This is a genomic window from Halorubrum salinum (assembly GCF_024494575.1).
GTDB classification, from domain to species: domain Archaea; phylum Halobacteriota; class Halobacteria; order Halobacteriales; family Haloferacaceae; genus Halorubrum; species Halorubrum salinum.
Genome location: NZ_JANHDO010000002.1, coordinates 506562 through 527032, shown reverse-complemented (window position 1 = coordinate 527032; position 20471 = coordinate 506562). Strand labels below are relative to the sequence as shown.

The following is a 20471-nucleotide window of genomic DNA, read 5'->3' as shown; positions in this document are numbered from 1 at the left end:
GAAACCGGACCCATGGTCACCGACCGCTCGCCCACGGCGATCGACGAGGCCGGGTGGCACTGGCTCCGAGTGAAACACGTGACCGGGTTCCCCCGGCAAGCCCGCGACGGCTACTTCCCGGACCACGACGTGACCCGGCCGGCGGCGACGACCGAGGCGGACCTGCCGGACATCGATCCCGGGGAGAAGCCGCTCCCGGCCGACCGCGAGACCGTCCGCGACGCCGACCGACTCGCGCTGGAGGCGACCTACCTGAGCGGGAAGTGGCTCGTCGAGCGTCCCGCGGCGACGGTCGACGACCTCTGGGAAGCGGTGGTCGAAGACGTCGCGGCCGGGCGGTTCTGGGACGCGAAGGCGACGACCCGCGCCGGCCGCGAGGCGTTCGACGAGACGGAACACGCCGTGCTGGTGTTCACGCCGAACTACTTCGATCGAGCGGACGTCGATCGGGTGCGGCGCCGGCTCAGAGACGCCCACGGAGTGACCGAAGAGATCCGATACCGCCCCGACGCCTACACGCTCGACGGGGTCCACGAGGAGCGGCTCGGCGCGCTCACGGATTCCGCCGCGTCGCGGTTCCGAGCCTGAGACCCGCAAACGGGGCGTCCGGCTACTCGACCGGGCGGAACCGGAACCCGTCCCACTCCTGACTGTCGGGCTCGCGGATGCCGGCTCCGGGCTCGCGGATCTCGTCGGCGTACACCGGTTCGACGCGGTCACCGATCTCGACGCCGAACTGCTCGCCGTCGCCGTCCTCGGAGCCGTCCCCCGAGCCGTCGCGGTCGGCGACCTGTCCGAGCGCGCGGACCGGCGGCCCGTCGTAGCCGTCGCCCATCTCGAACTCGACGATAGCGAGCGTGTTGGGCTCGCGGACGCCCGGCGGCGTCGCCGTCGAGGTCGTCCACGTGACGACCCGCGCCTCGTACTCGCGGAGGTCGATCGATCCCGTTCGGTCCGCGCCGTTCGGGCTCACGGTGTGGGGCGGGTACGTGACCGACCCGTCAGCGTACTCGGCCGCCTCGAAGGTCGGTTCCATGCCCGTCTCCCCGCCGCCGTCCGTTCGCGTTTCGTCGTGGTCGCTCATTGGTTGCCCTCTAAGATCGCGGTAGTCACGCAGTTGCCGAACCCGCCGACGTTGCAGGCGAGACCCGTGTCGGCCTCGACCTGTCGCGCGCCGGCGTCGCCAGTGACCTGTTCGAATATCTCGTACACCTGTGCCACGCCGCTGGCCCCGAGCGGGTGTCCCTTCGATTTGAGTCCGCCGGAGGTGTTGATCGGGAGGTCGCCGTCTCGGTCGGTGACGCCCTCCTCGACCGCCTTCCACCCCTCGCCCTTCTCGAAGAAGCCGAGATCCTCCGACTGGAGGAACTCCAAGATGGTGAACATGTCGTGGAGTTCCGCCACGTCGACGTCGTCCGGGCCGACACCCGCCATCTCGTAGGCGGTCTCGGAGGAGTCGACGACGCCGCCCATCGTCGTCGGGTCGACGCGCTCGTGGACGACGTGGGTGTCCGTCGCACCGCCGATCCCGGATATCACCGCGTACTCGTCCGCGGGAACGTACTCCTCGGCGACGGATTCGGGACAGAGCACGAGCGCCGCGGAGCCGTCCGTGATCGGACAGAAATCGTACAGCCGCAGGGGGTCGGCGACGATCGGTGAGTCGAGAACCGTATCGAGGTCGACCTCCTTGCGGAACTGGGCGTGCGGGTTGTCGACGCCGTTTCTGTGGTTCTTCACGGCGACCTTGCCGAGGCTCTCGCGGGGCGCGTCGTACTCGTCGAGGTAGAGCCGCGCCGTCATCCCCGCGAAGGAGGGGAGCGTGACGCCGTGTTTGTACTCCACCGGGTGCGTGAGCGACGCGATCACGTCGGTCGCTTCCGAGGTGGAGCGGTGAGTCATCTTCTCGCCACCGACCAACAGCGTGAGGTCGCTCGCGCCGGACGCGACCGACTGCCACGCGTTGTACACGCCGGCTCCACCGGAGGCGGACGTCTGGTCGATGCGGGCGGTGTACGCCGGCGTCGCGGCCAAGTCGTGAGCCAGCGCGTTCGAGACGCCCGTCTGTCCCTCGAACTCGCCGCTCGCCATGTTCGAGACGTACAGGTGGTCGAGGTCGTCGCCGTCGACCCCGGCGTCGTCGAGCGCCGCCGCGCCCGCCTCTGCCAACAGTTCTCGCACCCACGCGTCACGCTGCCCGAACCGGGTCATCGACGCGCCGATGATCGCTACGCGTTCCATACCCGTCGGTTCACCGCGGTCGACTAAAACGTACCTCTCTGCGGGCGAGTGAGAGCGCCGGCCCGCGAGCTGCCGTCGGCCGCGAACGCGTCTCGGCTCCGGGCGGGCTACTCCGCGCGGCGTCCGGCGTGCCCGGGGTAGTCGCGCTCGAACCGGGAGCCGATCTCCTCCCGATCGAGCCGTATCACGACCGGTCGCCCGTGCGGGCACGCGTACGGGTTCTCACACGCGTCGAGCCGGTCGAGCAGGTCGACGACCCGCCCCTCGGTCAGCGAGGTGTTGCCGGTGACGGAGGGGTAACACGCCAGGTCCGCGAGCAGCTCGTCGACGACGTCCGCGACGGGCTCGTCGCCCTCGGTCGCGTCGCCCACGAGCGACGAGAGCACGTCGCACAGGAGGTCGGGGTCGAGCGCGGTGTCGAACACCGCGGGGACAGCCTCGACGACGACCTCCCGGTCGCCGGCCCGCTCGGCCCGGAAGCCCATCTCGACGAGCTCGTCCGTGAACTCCGAGAAAAACGCCGCCTCCCGCGCCGTCAGTTCGACGCGGACCGGATCCGCGAGCGCCTGCGCGTCCGCGCCGTCGGCGAACGTCTCGCGGAGCCGCTCGTAGTGGACCCGCTCGTCGGCCGCGTGCTGGTCGATCAACACGAGGCCCTCGGGCGCCTCCGCGACCACGTACGTCTCGTGGAGCTGTCCGAGCACCCGAAGCGGCGGCAGCGAATCGTAGACCCGCTCGCTCCCCGTCGTCTCGCCCCCGAGCGTCGACTGGTCTGTCGGCACGGACCGGGCGGCGCGGTCGGTCGTGGAGGCACGCTCGGGGTCGGACGGGTCGCCGGCTTGCGGGTTCGTCTCAGTGGGCTTCGCCTCGCCCGACTCCGACCGCTCGGTCCGCGGTGACGGGCGGTCAGTCGCAGCCGGCGCAGTCGCGGCGTCTGTGTCCTCCGCGGTCGCCGACGGTTCGGCGTCCGACTCCGTCGCTGGACCTGTCGTCGTCGGATCCGTCGTTGATGGCTCCGCCGTCGGTGGCTCCGTGGTCGCCGTCCCCTCGTCGGATCCGGATTCCGGTCCCGCCGTTTCGGGGTCAGCACTCGCGGTCGCCTCCGGCCGCCGATCCGCGCCGCCGCCCGAAGGCCGGGGTTCGCCGATGTCGTCGACCGCCCACGCGTCCGCGTCGGTGGGGTCGAGTTCGGCGGCTTCGCCGGTCTGGTCGCCTTCGGTCTCGCTCTCGCGGGGGCTCCCGCCCGCCTCGCGTTCGGCGCTGTTCTCGCGCGTGTCCTCCTCGCGGCTCGCGCGCGCCGCGCGCTCGTGATCGGTTCCGGCGCCGCCGACGGCGGCGTGGTCCGGCGACTCCGGACGGACCGCCGTCTCGTCGGGCGCGGACCGTCCGCGCGGGGCCGTCGACCGGACCAGTCCGTGGTCGAGAAGCGCCGACTCGACCGCGGTCTCGACGGCCGACCGCACCGCCGGCTCCTCGTCGAACCGGACTTCGAGCTTGCGGGGGTGGACGTTCACGTCCACGTCGCCGGGGGGGACCTCGACGAACAGCACCGCGAACGGGTACCGGTCGGGAGCGAGCTGGCCGCCGTAGGCGTCGAGCGTCGCGTCGCGAAGCGCGTTCGCGGTCACGTACCGGCCGTTGACGTACGTCGAGAGGTACTCGCGGGTCGAACGCGTCGTTTCCGGGTGCGAGACGAGCCCGGTCACCCGAGAAACGGGCGGCGAGTCGGCGGACCCGCCGGGGTGGTCACCGCCGTCGCCGTCGGTGCGTCCCGCGGGCGTCCACTCGACGTCGATCATCGACTCGGCGACCTCGCGGCCGTACACGGCGAGCACGGCGGACCGAAGGTCGCCGTTCCCCTCGGTCGCGAACGTCTCTCGCCCGTCGTGCTCCAGTGAGACGGCAACGTCTGGATTCGCGAGCGCGTAGCTCGTCGCGACGGTGTTGACGTGGTCGAACTCGGTCGCCGTCCGCTTGAGGAACTTCTTGCGCGCGGGCGTGTTGAAAAAGAGGTCCTCGACCTCGACAGTCGTGCCGGCGGGGCAACCCGCGGGGCGGACGTCGCCGACCTCGCCGCCCTCGACCGTGATCTCCGCGCCGGCGTCTGCGCCCGGCGGTCGCGAGCGGACGGTGAGCCGGGAGACGGCACCGACGGTGTACAGCGCCTCGCCGCGGAAGCCGAGCGTCGAGACCCCGCGATCGAGATCGTCGATGTCGCCGATCTTCGAGGTGGCGTGTTCCGCGACGGCCGCCTCCAGCTGGTCGGCGGGGATGCCGACACCGTCGTCGCGGACCCGGATCCCCTCGGTGCCGCCCGACTCGACGGCGACGGCGACCCTGCTCGCGCCCGCGTCGAGGCTGTTTTCGATCAGCTCTTTCACCACGCTCGCCGGGCGCTCGACGACCTCGCCGGCCGCGATCCGCTGGACGGTCCGCTCGTCCAGACGCTCGATGTTCGGCGACTCCATAGCTGGGATCCGCTCCGTCGACCGCGCACTTGAACCCGTTGGCGACCGCGCCGAGGCGGGCGGGCCCGCGCCTGCGCCGAACTGCGGCGGAGTGACGACAGGCTGAGCGAGGCCGAACAGTTCAGACGACGAACGGTGCCGCCGCCGAAGTGCCGTCGACGACCCCGTCGCCGAACGGTAGCACCGCAAGAGCGGGTGTCAGTCGCCGGCCGTCGGGGTCGGCGCGGTGCCGTCGAGTTCCTCGCGGTCGTGTGCGTCGTCGAAGTCCAGGTCGGGTCCGCGCGCGACGATGCCAGACGGGGTCACGTCCGGGTGCGTCGTGTAGTAGTGCTCTTTGATGTGGCTCATGTTCACCGTCTCCGCGACGCCCGGCGTCTGGTAGAGGTCTCGAAGGTACGGCCAGAGGTGGTCGTACTGGTGGACGAACTTCCGGTTGCACATGAAGTGGGTGTGATACACCTGATCGAAGCGGACCAGCGTTGTGAACATGCAGATGTCCGCCTCGGTCAGGGAGTCGCCGACGAGGTATCGCTGGTCTGCGAGGTGGTCGTTCCAGCGGTCCAACGCCTCGAACAGGTCGTCTATCGCCTCGTCGTAGGCGTCCTGAGAGGTGGCGAACCCGGCGCGGTAGACGCCGTTGTTGATCGGCTCGTAGATGTCGGAGATTGCGTCGTCGACGTCCGCGACGGTCGCCTCGTCGTCGGGGGCGGGGAGCAGCGACGCGCCGTTGCCCAGCTCCGCGAACGCGGTCGACAGCATCCGGAGGATCTCGCGGGACTCGTTGTTGACGATGGTCCCCTCCTTCGTGTCCCACAGGACAGGGACCGTCACTCGACAGGTGGCGTCGGGGTCGGCGTCGACGTACAGCTCGCGGAGGTAGTCGCTACCGTGGAGTCGGTCCGGGGTACAGCCGTCCTTCTCGGGTGAGAACTGCCAGCCGTCCTCCCCCCGCCACGGGTCGACGACGCTCACGCCGATCGCGTCTTCGAGTCCGAGAAGCGACCGCGCGAGAAGCGTTCGGTGCGCCCACGGGCAGGCGTACGAGACGTACAGGTGGTACCGTCCGGCCTCCGGCTGGAACCGCTCGTCCGGCTCGGCGTCGACGTGGGCGGGAACGTCGCTGCCCGCGACCCAGTTCCGGAACGTCGTCGTCCCGCGCTCGAAGGCCCCGTCCGCGTTCGTGGTCTCGTACGCGTCCGTTCGCCACTCGCCGTCGACGAGTTGGTTCATACCCCGACGTGGGGTTCTATGCCCATAACGTGGCCGGGGACACGCGTGTCACCGGCCCGCCGCCGAGTCCGCCGCGTCCGTCCACCGGCTCGGGGACGCCGGCCGCCGTACCGGACCCGCTCGATCGGTCGGCGAAACGGATCGAGGTCAGGGCGGCGCTTCGGCGGCGCTTCGGTCGAAAACGGCTGTTCTCGAGGCAGACGCACGCGGGCGTACAAGACTCAACGCTTATGAGGGGGCGGTCCAAATCCCCGCACGTTACGGAGACCTATATGAGCGATTGGATAGCGATCGGCGCCTTGGCGGCCGTCGGCCTGCTCATCCCCGTCGGGATGATGAGCGTGTCGGCGTTGCTCCGTCCGAGCGTGCCTGAGACCGGTAAAAGTACCACCTACGAGTCCGGCGAGACGCCGACGGGCACGACGCGGATCCGGTTCAACATCCAGTATTACATGGTCGCGTTGTTGTTCGTCGTGTTCGACATCGAGACCGTGTTGTTGTTCCCGTGGGCCGTCATCTACCGTCCGGCGATACAGGCCGGCGTCCCGATGACCGCCCTCCTGTGGCCGATGCTGGCGTTCGTCGGCATCCTCGCCATCGGGCTCGTCTGGGCGTGGCGGTCCGGGGCCATCAGCTGGGCCCGGAGCCCCCGCGCGACCAGCAGAAAGACGGAGCGTGACCTCAACTAATGAGCAGCGATCAACCTTTCATCACCGACGAATCGCAAGTCGTAACCGAGACCCGCGACGCCCGGATGACCGGGCAGGGCGATCGGTTCAACTCTCGGCTTCGGGAGGCGTTCGGCTCCTCGCCGTTCATCCTCACCAAGTTCGACAAGTTCCTGAACTGGTGCCGCGGCTCCTCGATGTTCATGCTGCAGTTCGGGATCGCCTGTTGCAGCATCGAGATGATGCACACCTACGCGGTGAAACACGACCTCGACCGGTTCGGGTCGGGCGTCCCGCGCGCGTCGCCGCGACAGGCCGACGTGATGATCGTCCCCGGGACGATCGTCTCGAAGTTCGCGCCGCGGATGAAACGCGTCTACGACCAGATGCCCGAGCCGAAGTTCGTCGTCGGCATGGGATCGTGTACCATCTCCGGCGGCCCGTTCCAAGAGGGGTACAACGTGATCAAGGGCGCGGAGGAGGTCATCCCGATCGACATCCACGTCCCGGGCTGCCCGCCCCGTCCCGAGGCGCTCGTCTACGGCGTCGTGAAGCTGCAAGAGCGCGTCGCGAACGGCGAAGCGGCACCGGTGACCGTCAAGCCCTACGAGCTTGAGGAGTTCTCGGACCTCGAGCGGGACGAGCTCGTGGACAAGCTCGCAGACCAGATCGACGACGACGAACTCGTCATGCGGTACAACTTCGCTGATTCGCCATGAGCCTCGAACGACCAGACACCGTCGACGACGGGGTCCCGGCGCAGACGCCGGACGAACTCGAAGCCCTGCTCGGTGACCTCGTCGTCGGCCGCGACGACCATCTGAACGCGCCCGGGTTCGTCATCCGCCCGGACACCGTTCAGGAAACGCTCTCGATCCTGAAAGAGCAGGCGGGGTACGACCACCTCTCGGTGGTCACCGCACAGGAGTACGAGAATCGCTACGAGTCGATCTACCACCTGAAAAAGTACGACGATCCGACCCAAGAGGTCAGCGTCGTCGTCCCCGCCGACAAGGACGACCCCGTCTCCGAGACGGGAGAGCCCGTCTTCCGCACCGCCGACTGGCACGAGCGGGAGGCGTACGACCTGATCGGCATCGAGTACGAGGGACACCCAGACCTCCGGCGTATCCTGTTGCCAGAGACGTGGCAGGGCCACCCGCTGTCGATGGACTACGACAGGGACCGGCCGCAGATCGCCACGCTCCCGGAGCACGCGAACCCGCTACAGGACCATCACAAGGACGACGAGTCCGACACGATGTTCCTCAACATCGGGCCGCACCACCCGGCGACCCACGGCGTGCTCCACCTGAAGACGGTGCTCGACGGCGAGCAGGTGGTCGACGTCGAGCCCGACATCGGCTACCTCCACCGCAGCGAAGAGCAGATGGCCCAGTCGGGGACCTACCGCCACCAGATCATGCCGTACCCCGACCGCTGGGACTACATCTCGGCGGGGCTGCTCAACGAGTGGGCGTACGCCCGCGCGGCAGAGGACCTCGCCGACATCGAGGTGCCGGAGTACGCGCAGGTCATCCGCACGATGGGCGCGGAGATGTGCCGCATCGCCGCGCACATGCTCGCGCTCGCCACGTTCGCGCTCGACGTGAACGGCGACTTCACGGCGACGTTCATGTACGCCATCAACGACCGCGAGCGCGTACAGGACCTCTTGGAGGATCTGACGGGCCAGCGGCTGATGTTCAACTACTTCCGGCTCGGCGGCGTCGTCTGGGACCTCCCGGAGCCGCGCGAGGAGTTCTTCTCGAAGACGCGCGATTTCCTCGACCAGCTTCCGGAGTCCGTCGAGGAGTACCACAACCTCGTCACGTCGAACGAGATCTTCCAGATGCGGACGATCGACACGGGGATCCTGCCGCCGGACGTCGCGAAGAACTACGGCGCGACCGGTCCGGTCGCTCGCGGGTCCGGTGTCGACTACGACCTCCGGCGGGACGACCCGTACGGCTACTACGACGAGCTCGACTGGGACGTCGTGACCGAGGACGGCTGCGACAACTTCAGCCGCCTGCTCGTCCGGATGCGCGAGGTCGAGGAGTCGGCGAAGATCATCGAGCAGTGCGTGGACCTGCTCGAAGACTGGCCGGAAGACGAGCGGACGATTCAGGCGAACGTGCCGCGCACGCTGCGTCCCGACGACGACACCGAGATCTACCGCGCCGTTGAGGGCGCGAAGGGCGAACTCGGGATCTACATCCGCGCGGACGGCACCGACAAGCCGGGGCGGTTCAAGATCCGGTCGCCGTGCTTCTCGAACCTCCAGACGCTCCCGGAGATGGCGAACGGCGAGTACATCCCCGACGTCATCGCGGCGCTCGGGAGCCTGGACATCGTGCTCGGGGAGGTGGACCGCTGATGGGGACGGCACCCGCACAGCTGTTCCCCGAGTGGCTCGCGGAGACGTTCGGGCTGCCGGGCGTGCTCGGCGAGGTCGTCGCGGCGCTCATCGCCGCGGCGGTCGTCGGCAACATCGTGCTCGCGTTCACGGGCGTCGCGGGCCCGTGGGCGAAACGGAAGATCACGGCGGCGTTCACGGACCGGATCGCGGTGAACCGCGTCGGTCCCTTCGGGCTTCTCATCATCCCGGCGTCTGCAGTGCAGCTGCTCGCGAAGGAGCTCATCGTCCCCGAGGGCGTCGACCGCCCCTCGTGGGACATCGCGCCCATCATCCTGCCGGCGTCCGCGCTTTTAGGCTTCGCCGTGATCCCGATGGGACGGCTCGGTCCGATAAACTTCCACCTCGCCGACCCCGAAGTCGGGTTCGCGCTGGTGTTCGCGTTCGCGTCCATCGCGTCGGTCTCGCTGGTGATGGCCGGCTACGCGTCGAGCAACAAGTACTCGCTTTTGGGCGGGCTCCGCGCGGTCGCACAGAACCTCGCGTACGAGATCCCGCTCATCGTCACGGCGATGTCCGTCGTGATCTTCTCGGGGACGCTCCAGATGAGCGGCATCGTCGGCGCACAGACGGAGACCCTCGTCACGATCGCCGGACTCGATATTCCGGCGTGGTACGCGTTCGTTAACCCGTTCGCGTTCGTGTTGTTCCTCACGGCGAACCTCGCTGAGATCGGGCGGAATCCGTTCGACATCCCGGAGGCACCGACGGAGATCGTCGCCGGGTACCAGACCGAGTACTCCTCGGCGTACTTCGTCCTCTTCTATCTCGGCGAGTTCGTGCACATCTTCCTCGGCGGCGCGATCCTCGCCGTGACGTTCCTCGGCGGCGCGTCCGGCCCCGGGCCGGAGAGCATCGGCTTCATCTGGTTCGTGGTGAAGCTCTGGGCCTTCTTCCTGTTCACGCAGTGGGCCCGCTCCGCGCTGCCGCGCGTCCGCATCGACCAGCTCATCGAGATCGGCTGGAAGGGCATGTTGGTGCTGTCGTTCGCGAACCTGGTTCTCACGGCCGTAATCGTGGGGGTGATCGCGTAATGATCGGACTCATGAAATCCATGGCGACGACGATGAAACACGCGCTGGACGGGTCGACGTTCACGGTGGAATACCCGGAGGACGCACCCGAGGTGAGCCCGCGGTTCCGCGGCGTTCACAAGTTCAGCCAAGAGCGGTGTATCTGGTGTCGACAGTGCGAGAACGTCTGTCCGAACGACACGATCCAGATCGTTCAAGACGACCAGCGCAACGGGGAGCAGTACAACCTCCACATCGGCCAGTGCATCTACTGCCGGCTCTGTGAGGAGGTCTGTCCCGTCGACGCGATCTTGTTGACCCAGAACTTCGAGTTCACCGCCGACACGAAAGACGACTTCGTGTTCAACAAAGAACAGCTCAAGAACGTCCCGTGGTACAAGGGGATCGACCCGCTGGAGTCCCGGAACCCCGATCGCAGCGCGTGGATCGGGGAGGGAGACGGCGAGGTCGACTACCAGTAGCGGGCGCGTCTCGAAATCTTCAAAGGGACTCTCATAGGAGACACACACAATGGTTTATGCTACCATCGCGTTCGGGCTGTTCGCCGCTGTCACGCTGGCGTTCAGCCTCGGGGTCGTCTTGGCGCGCGACGTGTTCCACGCCGCGTTGCTTCTGGGCGGTGCCCTGACGAGCGTCGCGGTGCACTACGTGATGTTACAGGCGGAGTTCATCGCCGCCATGCAGATCCTCGTCTACGTGGGCGGGGTTCTCATTCTCGTCACGTTCGCCGTGATGCTCACGCGAACGGACACGGAAACGGAGGTGAATAGCGCGTGAGCGACTCGAGTTCCGGCGTCGGCCGGATCGTCCCCGTCATCGCGGTCGCGGCCCTGTTCGTCGTGATGGCTCTCACGGCCCTCTCGGCGGAGTTCGGTGCGGTGGCCGGCTTCCCGGCCGACGCGTCGATCGTTCACAACATCGGGTACGCCCTGTTCGGGCTCGGCGAGTACGACGTGACGACGGTTCCCGCCGAGGGGTTCCTCGCGGCCTTCCTGATCGCCGCAGTGGCCCTCGACGTCGCCGTCGACGGCGCGGTGTATCTGGCCAAACGCGAGGAGGACGGCTCCATCGTCGCGGCCGTCGGGCAGGCGCTCACCGACGGGGGTGAGCGGGAGTGACCGCCGTCGCCGCGTCCATCCCCCCGTCGTGGTACCTGCTTTTGGCGGCCACGGTGTTTTGTATCGGACTGCTCGGCGTGCTCACGCGACGGTCCGCGCTGTACTTCCTCATGAGCGTCGAGCTCATGATGAACGCCGCGAACATCAACTTCGTCGCGTTCGCGCTGTATTACGGCGACCTCACGGGCCAGGTGTTCGCGCTGTTCGTCATCGCGCTCGCCGCCGCCGAGGTCGCGATCGGCATCGGAATCATCCTCGTGTTGTACCGTAACTTCGGCGTCACAGACGTCACCGTTCCAACGGAGATGAGGTGGTAACATGATAGACGTGTTCTCGTACGTTCCGGCGATCGTTCTCCTGCCGTTCTTCTCGTTCCTGGTCGCGCTCGGCGCGGGCAAGTACCTCCCGAAGGGGGGTGCCTTCGGCGGCATCGCCGCGACTGCGGGGTCGTTCCTGCTCTCGTTGTGGGTGCTCGCCACCGTGGCCGGGGGACAGGCAGCGAACCGGACCATCTACACCTGGGCGAGCGCCGGCGGCATCGGCCCGACCGACGTGGAGCTCACGTTTGGCATCCTCGTGGACCCGCTTTCGGCGCTCATGCTCGTCATCGTGACGCTCGTGGCGCTTCTTGTCCACGTGTTCTCGCTGGGCTACATGAACGACGAGGGCGAGACCGGGCTCCCGCGGTACTACGCTGGGCTCGGGCTCTTCACGGCGTCGATGCTCGGATTCGTCGTCGCTGACAACCTGCTCATGGCGTTCATGTTCTTCGAACTGGTCGGGCTCTGCTCGTACCTGCTCATCGGCTTCCACTTCCGGGAGCCGGGGCCGCCGTCGGCGGCGAAGAAGGCCTTCCTGGTCACCCGCTTCGGCGACTACTTCTTCCTGATCGGCGTCGTGGCGGTGCTCGCGACGTTCGGCACCGCGCAGTTCGCCGGACCGGAGTCGTTCCCGGCGCTCGCGGAGGCCGGTGAGGTCGCGTGGACGCCCGGCGGACTCGCCGTGGACACGTGGTTCACGATCGTCGGGCTGCTGGTGCTCGGCGGCGTGGTCGGGAAGTCGGCGCAGTTCCCGCTGCACACGTGGCTACCCGACGCGATGGAGGGTCCGACGCCCGTCTCCGCGCTGATCCACGCCGCGACGATGGTCGCGGCCGGCGTCTACCTCGTCGCGCGGATGTACGGCTTCTACGCGCTGTCACCGACCGCGCTCGCGGTGATCGCCTTCATCGGCGGCTTCACCGCGCTGTTCGCGGCGACGATGGGCGTGGTGAAAGACGAGCTGAAGCAGGTGCTCGCGTACTCGACCATCTCGCAGTACGGCTACATGATGCTCGCGCTCGGCGCGGGCGGGTACGTGGCCGCGGTCTTCCACCTGACGACCCACGCGTTCTTCAAGGCCCTGCTCTTCTTGGGCGCGGGCTCGGTCATCATCGCGATGCACCACAACGAGGACATGTGGGACATGGGCGGGCTGAAGTCGAAGCTTCCCGTCACCTACTACACGTTCCTCGCGGGGTCGCTGGCGCTCGCGGGCATCTTCCCGTTCGCCGGATTCTGGTCGAAAGACGAGATCCTCTACGAGGCGCTCGTCCACGCGCCCGGCGAGCCGCTGCTGTTCGGCGGCTACCTGATGGGGCTGCTCGCGGTTCCCGTCACCGCCTTCTACACCTTCCGGATGGTCTTTTTGACCTTCCACGGCGAGCCGCGCAGCGCCACTGCCCGCGACCCTGAACCCGTTCGCTGGAACGTGAAGGGGCCGCTCACGGTGCTCGGGTCGCTCGCCGTCGTCACCGGCGTGATCAACATGGTTCCGGTCCAGAAGGTGCTCGGGATCGAGGGGATAGACGTGCTCCACCGCTGGCTCGACAACGAGTGGGGCGGAATCGAGGGACTCTCCTCGCACCACTACGCCGACCTCGGTCCGTACAGTAGCGAGTACCTCGTCGGCGGCGAGGTCGGCACGGTCCTCGTCGGCGCGGCGGTCTCGCTCGGGCTGGCGCTTGCCGGCCTCGGGCTCGCGTGGCGGCTCTACGGCGTTCCGTCGCCGACGGAACACACGGCGAAGCTCGGCGGGATCAAAGACGTGCTGTACAACAACTACTACCTCGACGAACTGCAGGTATGGCTCGCGTATCGCACCGAGGACGTGGCCGGCGTGGCCAACGTCTTCGATCAGGGGATCATCGACGGCGTCGTCAACGGCGTCTCGTCGGTGAGCCTCTTCGGCGGGAACCGCATCCGTCGGCTCCAGAGCGGCGTCGTCTCGCAGTACACGGCGCTTCTGACGCTGGGGCTTGTCGCCTTGGTTCTAGTCCTCGGCGTGACCGGGGGGTGGTTCCTGTGATACTCGAAGCGCTCATCGCGGTCGCGTTCGTGAGCGCGCTCGTCGTCCTCCTCGCGCCCAACGAGTGGGCGGGGAAGTTGGCGTTCGCGCTCAGCCTGATCCCGTTCGCGGGGTCGCTGTACCTGTGGTCCGCCTTCGACGGCTCCGGAAACGCGCTCACGGGCGGTGACATCGCGTTCCGAACGCAGGTCGAGTGGCTCGAAGTCGGCGGCAGGTCCGTGTCGTGGTTCGTCGGCCTCGACGGGATCAGCCTCCCGCTCGTGGTTCTCACGACGTTCCTCGTCCCGCTCGCTATCGTGAGTGCGTGGACGCCGATCGACTCCCGGCAGAGCCAGTTCTACGGGCTCATGCTGTTCATGCAGGCCAACCTGCTCGGCGTGTTCACGGCGCTCGACTTCTTCCTGTGGTTCATCTTCTGGGAGGCCGTGCTCGTGCCGATGTACTTCCTCATCGGCATCTGGGGCGGTCCGCGTCGGAAGTACGCCGCGATCAAGTTCTTCGTGTACACGAACGCGGCGTCGCTCCTGATGTTCATCGGGTTCATGTCGCTCGTGTTCGCGCTCGGCGACTCGGTGAGCTCGTTCGCGCTCCCGGAGATCACGCAGGCCATCGCGGCCGGAGACCTCTCGGCGTGGTTCGGGATCGCGCCCGAGCGGATGGCGCTTCTCGCCTTCCTCGCGATGTTCCTCGGGTTCGCCGTGAAGGTCCCGATCGTTCCGGTGCACACGTGGCTGCCCGACGCCCACGTCGAAGCGCCGACGCCGGTGTCGGTGCTTCTGGCGGGCGTGCTCCTGAAGATGGGGACGTACGCGCTGCTCCGATTCAACTTCACGATGCTCCCGAATCAGGCGTCCGCACTCGCGATTCCCATCGCGGCGATAGCCGTCATCAGCGTCATCTACGGCGCGATGTTGGCGCTGGCACAGAAGGACCTGAAACGCATCGTCGCGTACTCGTCCGTCTCGTCGATGGGGTACGTCATCCTCGGGCTCGTCGTGTTCACCGAGTACGGCGTCGGCGGCGCGACGTTCCAGATGGTCGCTCACGGGCTCATCTCCGGGCTGATGTTCATGGCCGTCGGCGTCGTCTACAACGCGACGCACACGCGGATGGTCGGCGACATGGCCGGGATGGCCGACCGGATGCCGATCACGGTCGGGATCCTGGTCGCCGGCGCGTTCGGCTACATGGGGCTTCCCCTGATGGCCGGCTTCGCCGGCGAGTTCTTCATCTTCGTGGGCTCGCTTTCGGCACCGGCGCTCCCGTACGCGCCCGTGTTCACCGCGCTCGCGATGTTCGGTATCGTCATCGTCGCCGGCTACCTGCTGTCGGCGATGCAGAGCACGCTCTTCGGGCCGTTCCACCTCGAGACGGACTACGAGGTCGGTCCCGCGCCGTTCCACGACGTCGCCCCGCTCGCGGTGCTTCTGGTGGCGATCATCGTGCTCGGCGTCGCGCCCGACATCTTCTTCGAGATGATTCGTGACGCAGCCGTTCCCGTGGTCGAGGGGGTGACGCTCGATGGTTAACGCGCCGACGGCGGTGACGGCGCTGCTCCCGGTGTTGCTTTTCGCACTCACCGGACTCGCGCTGCTCTTGATCGACACGATCCGCCCGTCCGGGCGGTCGAACACCTCGATGGCAGTCGTCAGCGCGCTCGGGTCGCTGGGCGCGCTCGGGGCGACCGCGTGGCTCGTGGTCTCTGGAACGGTGGGCGTCGACGCGGGCGCGGTCCGCCTGTTCGCGGACACGATTGCGGTCGACACGATGGCGCTGTTCTTCATCGCCATCTTCGCGTCGGTGACGGCGCTCGTCGTCGTCGCCGCCCACGACTACTTCCACGACCACGCGAACCCCGCGGCGTTCTACTCGCTCGTGCTGTTCGCGACGACGGGCATGGCGCTTCTCGCGGTGGCCAACTCGCTCGCGGTCGTCTTCGTCGCCTTGGAGATGGTGTCGCTGCCGTCGTACGTGCTCGTCGCGTTCTTGAAACAGAACCGCGGGAGCGTCGAGGCGGGGATGAAGTACTTCCTCGTCGGCGCGCTCTCGTCTGCGATCTTCCTGTTCGGGATCTCGCTCGTGTACGCGGCGACCGGGTCGCTGCTGTTCGGTGACGTCGCCGAGGCCGTCGGATCGCTCGACGGGCTCGCGGGCGTCGCCGGGCTCGGCATCGTGATGATCGTCGGCGGCGTGGCGTTCAAGACCGCCTCCGTCCCGTTCCACTTCTGGGCTCCGGAGGCGTACGAGGGCGCGCCCGCTCCCGTGAGCGCGTACCTCTCGTCGGCGTCGAAGGCGGCCGGCTTCGTGGTGGCGTTCCAGCTGTTCACGGAGGCGTTCCCCGTCGGGGCGTCGGTCGGTGCCAACATCGACTGGGTGCTCGCGTTCGGGATCATCGCGGCCGTGACGATGACGCTCGGGAACTTCGCGGCCGCCGTTCAAGAGGAGGTCAAGCGAATGCTCGCGTACTCCTCTATCGGTCACGCCGGCTACGCGCTCATCGGTCTCGCCGCGCTCTCGGCCGGCGGTCAGGCCAACGGGACCGTGATGGGCGCGGCGATGGCGCACCTGCTCGTCTACGGGTTCATGAACACCGGCGCGTTCCTCTTCGTCGCGATGGCGGAGCGGTGGGGCGTCGGTCGGACCTTCGCGGACTACGCCGGACTGGCGCGTCGCGCGCCGGTCGCGTCGACCGCGATGGCCGTGTTCATGTTCTCGCTCGCGGGGCTCCCGCCGTTCGCCGGGTTCTTCTCGAAGTACTTCCTGTTCCAGGCGGCCATCGACAACGGCTTCGTGTGGCTCGCGGCGCTCGGCGCGGTGAACAGCGTGATCTCGCTGTACTACTACAGCCGGGTCGTGAAGGCGCTGTTCATCGACGACCCCGACTCGCCGAGCGCGCTCGACGCGATCGACGTGCGGCCGACGGCGCTGTACGCCGCGGTCGTGTTCGCCGCCGTCGCGACGGTGCTGCTCTTGCCCGGCTTCGGGCCGGTCATCGAGACCGCCGAGGCGGCCGCGTCCGCGCTGTTCTGACCGCCTCGGAGACGGCGGTTGATCCGCTCGTTTTTCGCGTTCGATTCGACCGGTACCCGCAGATATTCGAGTGTCCGGCGCCTCCGATCGGTATGGGACGCACTCGCACGTACCGGTGTCTGGGCTGTCTCGATCACACGCTAGACCGCGAGTTCGACACGTCTCACCTCTCCGTGACGTGTCCGTCGTGTGAGTCGTTCGAGCGGTTCGTCAACGAGGCGGTGTTCCAGACGTTTCGGGAGTTCGAGGAGTCGCCGCCGGAGGAGTTCGACTGGGCGCGGCTGGACCGGACGGAGAAGTTGCTGATCGCAGAACGGCTCACTCGGACGACGAAGACGCTTTCCGACTTCGACGTGGTCGACGGTCCCGACGCGACGGCGGTCGAGTGATCCGGTCACCTCGACGCGAGGGTCGTTCGCCGATGTCGACCTATCGAGCGTACAGTTTCCCGCCGACGAGCGACGCGAGTCCGACGCCGTCGTTCGGCGTCACCGCCACGTAGGGGCGGTCGACGGGACCGAACACGTCGACCACCCGGCCGACCGTCGAGAGCGACTCGTCGACGACGGACGAACCGATCCGCGGCGGTTCCTCGTCGGCGTCGGCGCGGGCGATAGCGAGTCCCCCGGCGGTACGGACGACCGAACCAACTCGCCGCATCGCTACTCTCGGATGACCCCGAGGTAGGCGGCGATCGCCTGCACGAGGTCGTTTTTCGCCGTGTCGTCCGTTCCGCGGACGACGACCATTCCGCGGGGTTCGAACTCGCGGGAGTACGCCTTGTCGCGTTCGATCACCGCGTCGTAGCCGATCTGCTGGACGGCCTTCGCGATCTCGTCGACCGTCGGGTCCTCGACCGCCAGGTCCGTCGGGACGCGGCGGCCCGCGGACCGCGACCGATCGGCGTCGAAGTACGCGGGATAGACGACGTTCTCGACCATATACCGGAGAGGCGAGCGCGCGGCGTAAGGTCGTTTCGGACGCGGTCGGCGTCGTTCGAGGGCCGGTGTGGGCGTCGGATCGCACTCGCACGGGCCGCGCGGGGACGCAGACGACGGGCCCCACGGTCGGCGGAGCCGTTGCGGGATCCACCCCGGAACCCTTTTGGAGCAACACGGGCCACGTTCGTGTAATGAGCGATCTCGAAGCGGAGTACCGTCTCGACTACTTCGAGGAGGAGGGGTTCGAGCGCAAGGAGTGTCCCTCCTGTGGCGCACACTTCTGGACCCGCGACGCCGACCGCGAACTGTGCGGCGAACCGCCCTGTGCGGACTACAGCTTCATCGACGACCCGGGCTTTCCGGAGCCGCACTCGCTGTCGGAGATGCGCGAGGCGTTCCTCTCCTTCTTCGAAGAGCACAGTCACGAGCGGATCGATCCGTACCCGGTCGCGGCGAACCGCTGGCGCGACGACGTGCTCTTGACGCAGGCGTCGATCTACGACTTCCAGCCGCTCGTCACCTCCGGACAGACGCCGCCGCCGGCGAACCCGCTCACCATCTCACAGCCCTGCATTCGGATGCAAGACATCGACAACGTCGGCAAGACCGGCCGACACACGATGGCGTTCGAGATGATGGCTCACCACGCGTTCAACACGCGCGAGGACGCCGAGGCGGAGTACGCCTACGAGGGCGAGGTGTACTGGAAAGACGAGACGGTCCGGTACTGCGACGAGTTGTTCGAGAGCCTGGGGGCCGATCTGGAGGAGATAACCTACATCGAGGACCCGTGGGTCGGCGGCGGCAACGCGGGGCCCGCCATCGAGGTCATCTACAAGGGCGCTGAGCTGGCGACGCTCGTCTTCATGTGCATGGAGCGGGACCCCGACGGCGACTACGAGATGAAAGACGGACACACGTACTCGTTCATGGACACCTACATCGTCGACACCGGGTACGGGTTAGAGCGGTGGACGTGGATGAGTCAGGGGACGGCGACGGTGTACGAGGCCATCTATCCGGACGCCATCGACTTCCTCAAAGAGAACGCCGGCATCGAACACACCGAGGCGGAACGCGAGATCGTCCACCGCGCCGCGACGCTCTCCGGCCGGCTCGACATCGACGACGTCGACGACGTGGAGGCCGCCCGCGGTGACATCGCCGACCGGCTCGACGTCGACGTGGAGCGGCTCCGCGAGCTTGTCGAGCCGCTCGAAGCCATCTACGCGATCGCGGACCACTCGCGGACGCTCGCGTACATGTTCGGCGACGGCATCGTCCCGTCGAACGTCGGGACGGGCTACCTCGCGCGGATGGTGCTCCGTCGGATGAAGCGGCTGGTCGACGAGGCCGGCGTCGACGCGCCGCTCGACGAGCTGGTCGATATGCAGGCCGAGCGGCTCGGCTACGAGAACCGCGACACGATCCGCGAGATCGTTCGCAGCGAGGAGCGGAAGTACCGCAAGACGCTGGAGCGCGGCTCCCGGAAGGTCGAACAGCTCGCAGACGAGTACGCCGGGACCGACGAACCGATCCCGACGGAGACGCTGTTGGAGCTGTACGACTCACACGGCATCCAGCCGGACATGGTCGCCGACATCGCGGCGGAGCGCGGTGCGACCGTCGACGTTCCCGACGACTTCTACGCGCTCGTCGCCGACCGCCACGAGGAGGCCGACGGCGACGACGCGGCCGCGGAGCGCGACGAGCGGTTCGACGACCTCCCCGAGACGGAGAAGCTCTTCTACGACGACCAGGGCCGAACCGAGTTCGAGGCGGTCGTCCTCGACGTGTTCGAGCGCGAGGAGGGGTACGACGTCGTGTTAGACCAGACGATGTTCTACCCCGAGGGCGGCGGACAGCCCGCGGACCGGGGACAGCTCACGGTCGGCGAGACCACGGTCGACGTGACGGACGTACAGGAGGTCGGGGGAGTCGTCCTCCACCGCGCCGACGCCGATCCCGGGAAAGGTGAGTTCGTTCGCGGACAGGTCGACGGCGACCGCCGCGACCGGCTGCGCGCGCACCACACGGCGACGCACCTGATCGGGCACGCGGCCCGCGAAGTGCTCGGAGACCACGTTCGTCAGGCGGGCGCACAGAAGGGGATCGACTCCTCTCGGCTCGACGTGCGCCACTACGATCGGATCACGAGAGATCAGGTCAAAGCGATAGAGCGGGTCGCGAACGAGCTGGTCCGCGATAACGTCCCGGTCCGACAGGAGTGGCCGGACCGCAACGAGGCGGAGGCCGAACACGGATTCGACCTCTACCAGGGCGGCGTCCCGCCGGGAACCAACGTCCGTCTCGTCCACGTCGGCGACGCCGACGTGCAGGCGTGTGCCGGCACGCACGTCGACCGCACCGGACAGATCGGCGCGGTGAAGGTGTTGAAGACGGAGCCCGTCCAGGACGGCGTCGAGCGGATCGTCTTCGCCGCCGCCGGCGCGGCGGTCGAGGCGACCCAGCGCACCGAGGACGCGCTGTACGACGCCGCCGACGCGCTCGACGTCGACCCGCTCGACGTGCCGGAGACGGCAGAGCGGTTCTTCGAGGAGTGGAAGGCGCGGGGCAAAGAGATCGAGTCGCTGAAAGAAGAGCTCGCGGCCGCGCGCGCCTCCGGCGGCGCAGACGCAGAGGAGGTCGAGGTCGACGGGGTGACGGTCGTGGTCCAGCGGCTCGACGGCGACGCGGACGAGCTTCGTGCGACCGCGAACGCCCACGTCGACGACGGAAAGGTCGCCGTCGTCGGGAGCGGTGCCGACGGGTCCGCGAGCTTCGTCGTCGGCGTGCCCGACGACGTCGGTGTCAACGCCGGACAGGTCGTCTCTGCGCTCGCCGACCGAGTCGGCGGCGGCGGCGGCGGGCCGCCGGACTTCGCCCAGGGCGGCGGCCCGGACGCCGACGCGCTCGACGAGGCGCTTGAGGCGGCACCGGAGATCGTCCACCGCGTCCAAGAGGCGTGAGTTGAGA

At 67.9% G+C, this 20471-nt stretch carries 20 protein-coding genes; 14 read left to right on the top strand and 6 right to left on the bottom strand.

Going from position 1 to position 20471, the window contains the following annotated elements:
- Positions 1 to 12 precede the first annotated feature (12 nt).
- Entirely contained in the window at positions 13 to 588 is a 576-nt protein-coding gene (locus tag NO930_RS08300) for a putative phosphothreonine lyase domain-containing protein (protein ID WP_256403104.1), read from the top strand.
- A gap of 22 nt (positions 589 to 610) precedes the next feature.
- Here NO930_RS08300 and NO930_RS08295 read toward each other — a convergent pair whose 3' ends face one another.
- From NO930_RS08295 to NO930_RS08280, 4 genes are all read right to left on the bottom strand, one after another.
- The gene (locus NO930_RS08295) at positions 611 to 1084 is read right to left on the bottom strand and encodes a PhlB family protein (protein WP_137784185.1); all 474 of its coding nucleotides are present in this window, start codon (positions 1082 to 1084) and stop codon (positions 611 to 613) included.
- Complete coding sequence (locus tag NO930_RS08290; RefSeq protein ID WP_256403103.1) at positions 1081 to 2241, bottom strand: thiolase family protein; 1161 nt, start codon at positions 2239 to 2241, stop codon at positions 1081 to 1083. The genes NO930_RS08295 and NO930_RS08290 overlap by 4 nt, the downstream gene beginning before the upstream one ends.
- A gap of 107 nt (positions 2242 to 2348) precedes the next feature.
- Positions 2349 to 4709 carry a DNA mismatch repair endonuclease MutL gene (gene mutL, locus NO930_RS08285; RefSeq protein ID WP_256403102.1) on the bottom strand — a complete coding sequence of 787 codons (2361 nt, stop codon included), beginning with the start codon at positions 4707 to 4709 and terminating at the stop codon, positions 2349 to 2351.
- Positions 4710 to 4907: 198 nt separating this feature from the next.
- Positions 4908 to 5939 carry a glutathione S-transferase family protein gene (locus NO930_RS08280; protein WP_256403101.1) on the bottom strand — a complete coding sequence of 344 codons (1032 nt, stop codon included), beginning with the start codon at positions 5937 to 5939 and terminating at the stop codon, positions 4908 to 4910.
- A gap of 272 nt (positions 5940 to 6211) precedes the next feature.
- On the opposite strand from NO930_RS08280, the gene NO930_RS08275 reads away from it, so the two are divergent.
- The 12 genes from NO930_RS08275 to NO930_RS08220 all read left to right on the top strand — a co-directional run bounded on the left by NO930_RS08275 (position 6212) and on the right by NO930_RS08220 (position 16943).
- Positions 6212 to 6628 (top strand): NADH-quinone oxidoreductase subunit A, encoded by a 417-nt coding sequence (locus tag NO930_RS08275; protein ID WP_137783901.1) that lies wholly within the window; start codon positions 6212 to 6214, stop codon positions 6626 to 6628.
- Positions 6628 to 7326, top strand: a complete 699-nt coding sequence (locus NO930_RS08270) for an NADH-quinone oxidoreductase subunit B (RefSeq protein WP_006113007.1) — start codon at positions 6628 to 6630, stop codon at positions 7324 to 7326. Before NO930_RS08275 ends, NO930_RS08270 begins: the two co-directional genes overlap by 1 nt.
- Complete coding sequence (locus tag NO930_RS08265; RefSeq protein WP_256403100.1) at positions 7323 to 8987, top strand: NADH-quinone oxidoreductase subunit D; 1665 nt, start codon at positions 7323 to 7325, stop codon at positions 8985 to 8987. The genes NO930_RS08270 and NO930_RS08265 overlap by 4 nt, the downstream gene beginning before the upstream one ends.
- A complete protein-coding gene (locus tag NO930_RS08260) occupies positions 8987 to 10060 on the top strand; it encodes a complex I subunit 1/NuoH family protein (protein ID WP_256403099.1) in 1074 nt (357 codons plus the stop codon). Before NO930_RS08265 ends, NO930_RS08260 begins: the two co-directional genes overlap by 1 nt.
- Positions 10060 to 10521, top strand: coding sequence for a NuoI/complex I 23 kDa subunit family protein (locus NO930_RS08255; protein ID WP_049984193.1), 462 nt, complete (start codon positions 10060 to 10062; stop codon positions 10519 to 10521). The genes NO930_RS08260 and NO930_RS08255 overlap by 1 nt, the downstream gene beginning before the upstream one ends.
- Before the next feature lie 49 nt (positions 10522 to 10570).
- On the top strand, positions 10571 to 10837 hold the full coding sequence (locus NO930_RS08250; RefSeq protein WP_137783897.1) for an NADH-quinone oxidoreductase subunit J: 267 nt from the start codon (positions 10571 to 10573) through the stop codon (positions 10835 to 10837).
- Positions 10838 to 10902: 65 nt separating this feature from the next.
- Complete coding sequence (locus tag NO930_RS08245; RefSeq protein ID WP_241996983.1) at positions 10903 to 11178, top strand: hypothetical protein; 276 nt, start codon at positions 10903 to 10905, stop codon at positions 11176 to 11178.
- Positions 11175 to 11495, top strand: coding sequence for an NADH-quinone oxidoreductase subunit NuoK (nuoK, locus tag NO930_RS08240; RefSeq protein WP_137783899.1), 321 nt, complete (start codon positions 11175 to 11177; stop codon positions 11493 to 11495). Before NO930_RS08245 ends, nuoK begins: the two co-directional genes overlap by 4 nt.
- 1 nt (position 11496) lies before the next feature.
- Positions 11497 to 13524, top strand: a complete 2028-nt coding sequence (nuoL, locus tag NO930_RS08235; RefSeq protein WP_256403098.1) for an NADH-quinone oxidoreductase subunit L — start codon at positions 11497 to 11499, stop codon at positions 13522 to 13524.
- Positions 13521 to 15053 carry a complex I subunit 4 family protein gene (locus NO930_RS08230; protein WP_199242248.1) on the top strand — a complete coding sequence of 511 codons (1533 nt, stop codon included), beginning with the start codon at positions 13521 to 13523 and terminating at the stop codon, positions 15051 to 15053. The genes nuoL and NO930_RS08230 overlap by 4 nt, the downstream gene beginning before the upstream one ends.
- A complete protein-coding gene (locus tag NO930_RS08225; RefSeq protein ID WP_256403097.1) occupies positions 15046 to 16554 on the top strand; it encodes an NADH-quinone oxidoreductase subunit N in 1509 nt (502 codons plus the stop codon). Before NO930_RS08230 ends, NO930_RS08225 begins: the two co-directional genes overlap by 8 nt.
- A gap of 92 nt (positions 16555 to 16646) precedes the next feature.
- Positions 16647 to 16943, top strand: coding sequence for a hypothetical protein (locus NO930_RS08220; protein ID WP_256403096.1), 297 nt, complete (start codon positions 16647 to 16649; stop codon positions 16941 to 16943).
- A 40-nt stretch (positions 16944 to 16983) separates the two neighbouring features.
- On the opposite strand, the gene NO930_RS08215 is transcribed toward NO930_RS08220, so the two are convergent.
- Both NO930_RS08215 and srp19 read right to left on the bottom strand, forming a co-directional pair.
- Positions 16984 to 17214 (bottom strand): H/ACA ribonucleoprotein complex subunit GAR1, encoded by a 231-nt coding sequence (locus NO930_RS08215; protein WP_137783715.1) that lies wholly within the window; start codon positions 17212 to 17214, stop codon positions 16984 to 16986.
- Between the two features lie 2 nt (positions 17215 to 17216).
- Complete coding sequence (gene srp19, locus NO930_RS08210; protein WP_137783714.1) at positions 17217 to 17495, bottom strand: signal recognition particle subunit SRP19; 279 nt, start codon at positions 17493 to 17495, stop codon at positions 17217 to 17219.
- 191 nt (positions 17496 to 17686) lie between these two features.
- Here srp19 and alaS point away from each other — a divergent pair, with 191 nt between their 5' ends.
- A complete protein-coding gene (gene alaS, locus NO930_RS08205; protein ID WP_256403095.1) occupies positions 17687 to 20464 on the top strand; it encodes an alanine--tRNA ligase in 2778 nt (925 codons plus the stop codon).
- Positions 20465 to 20471: the final 7 nt, after the last annotated feature.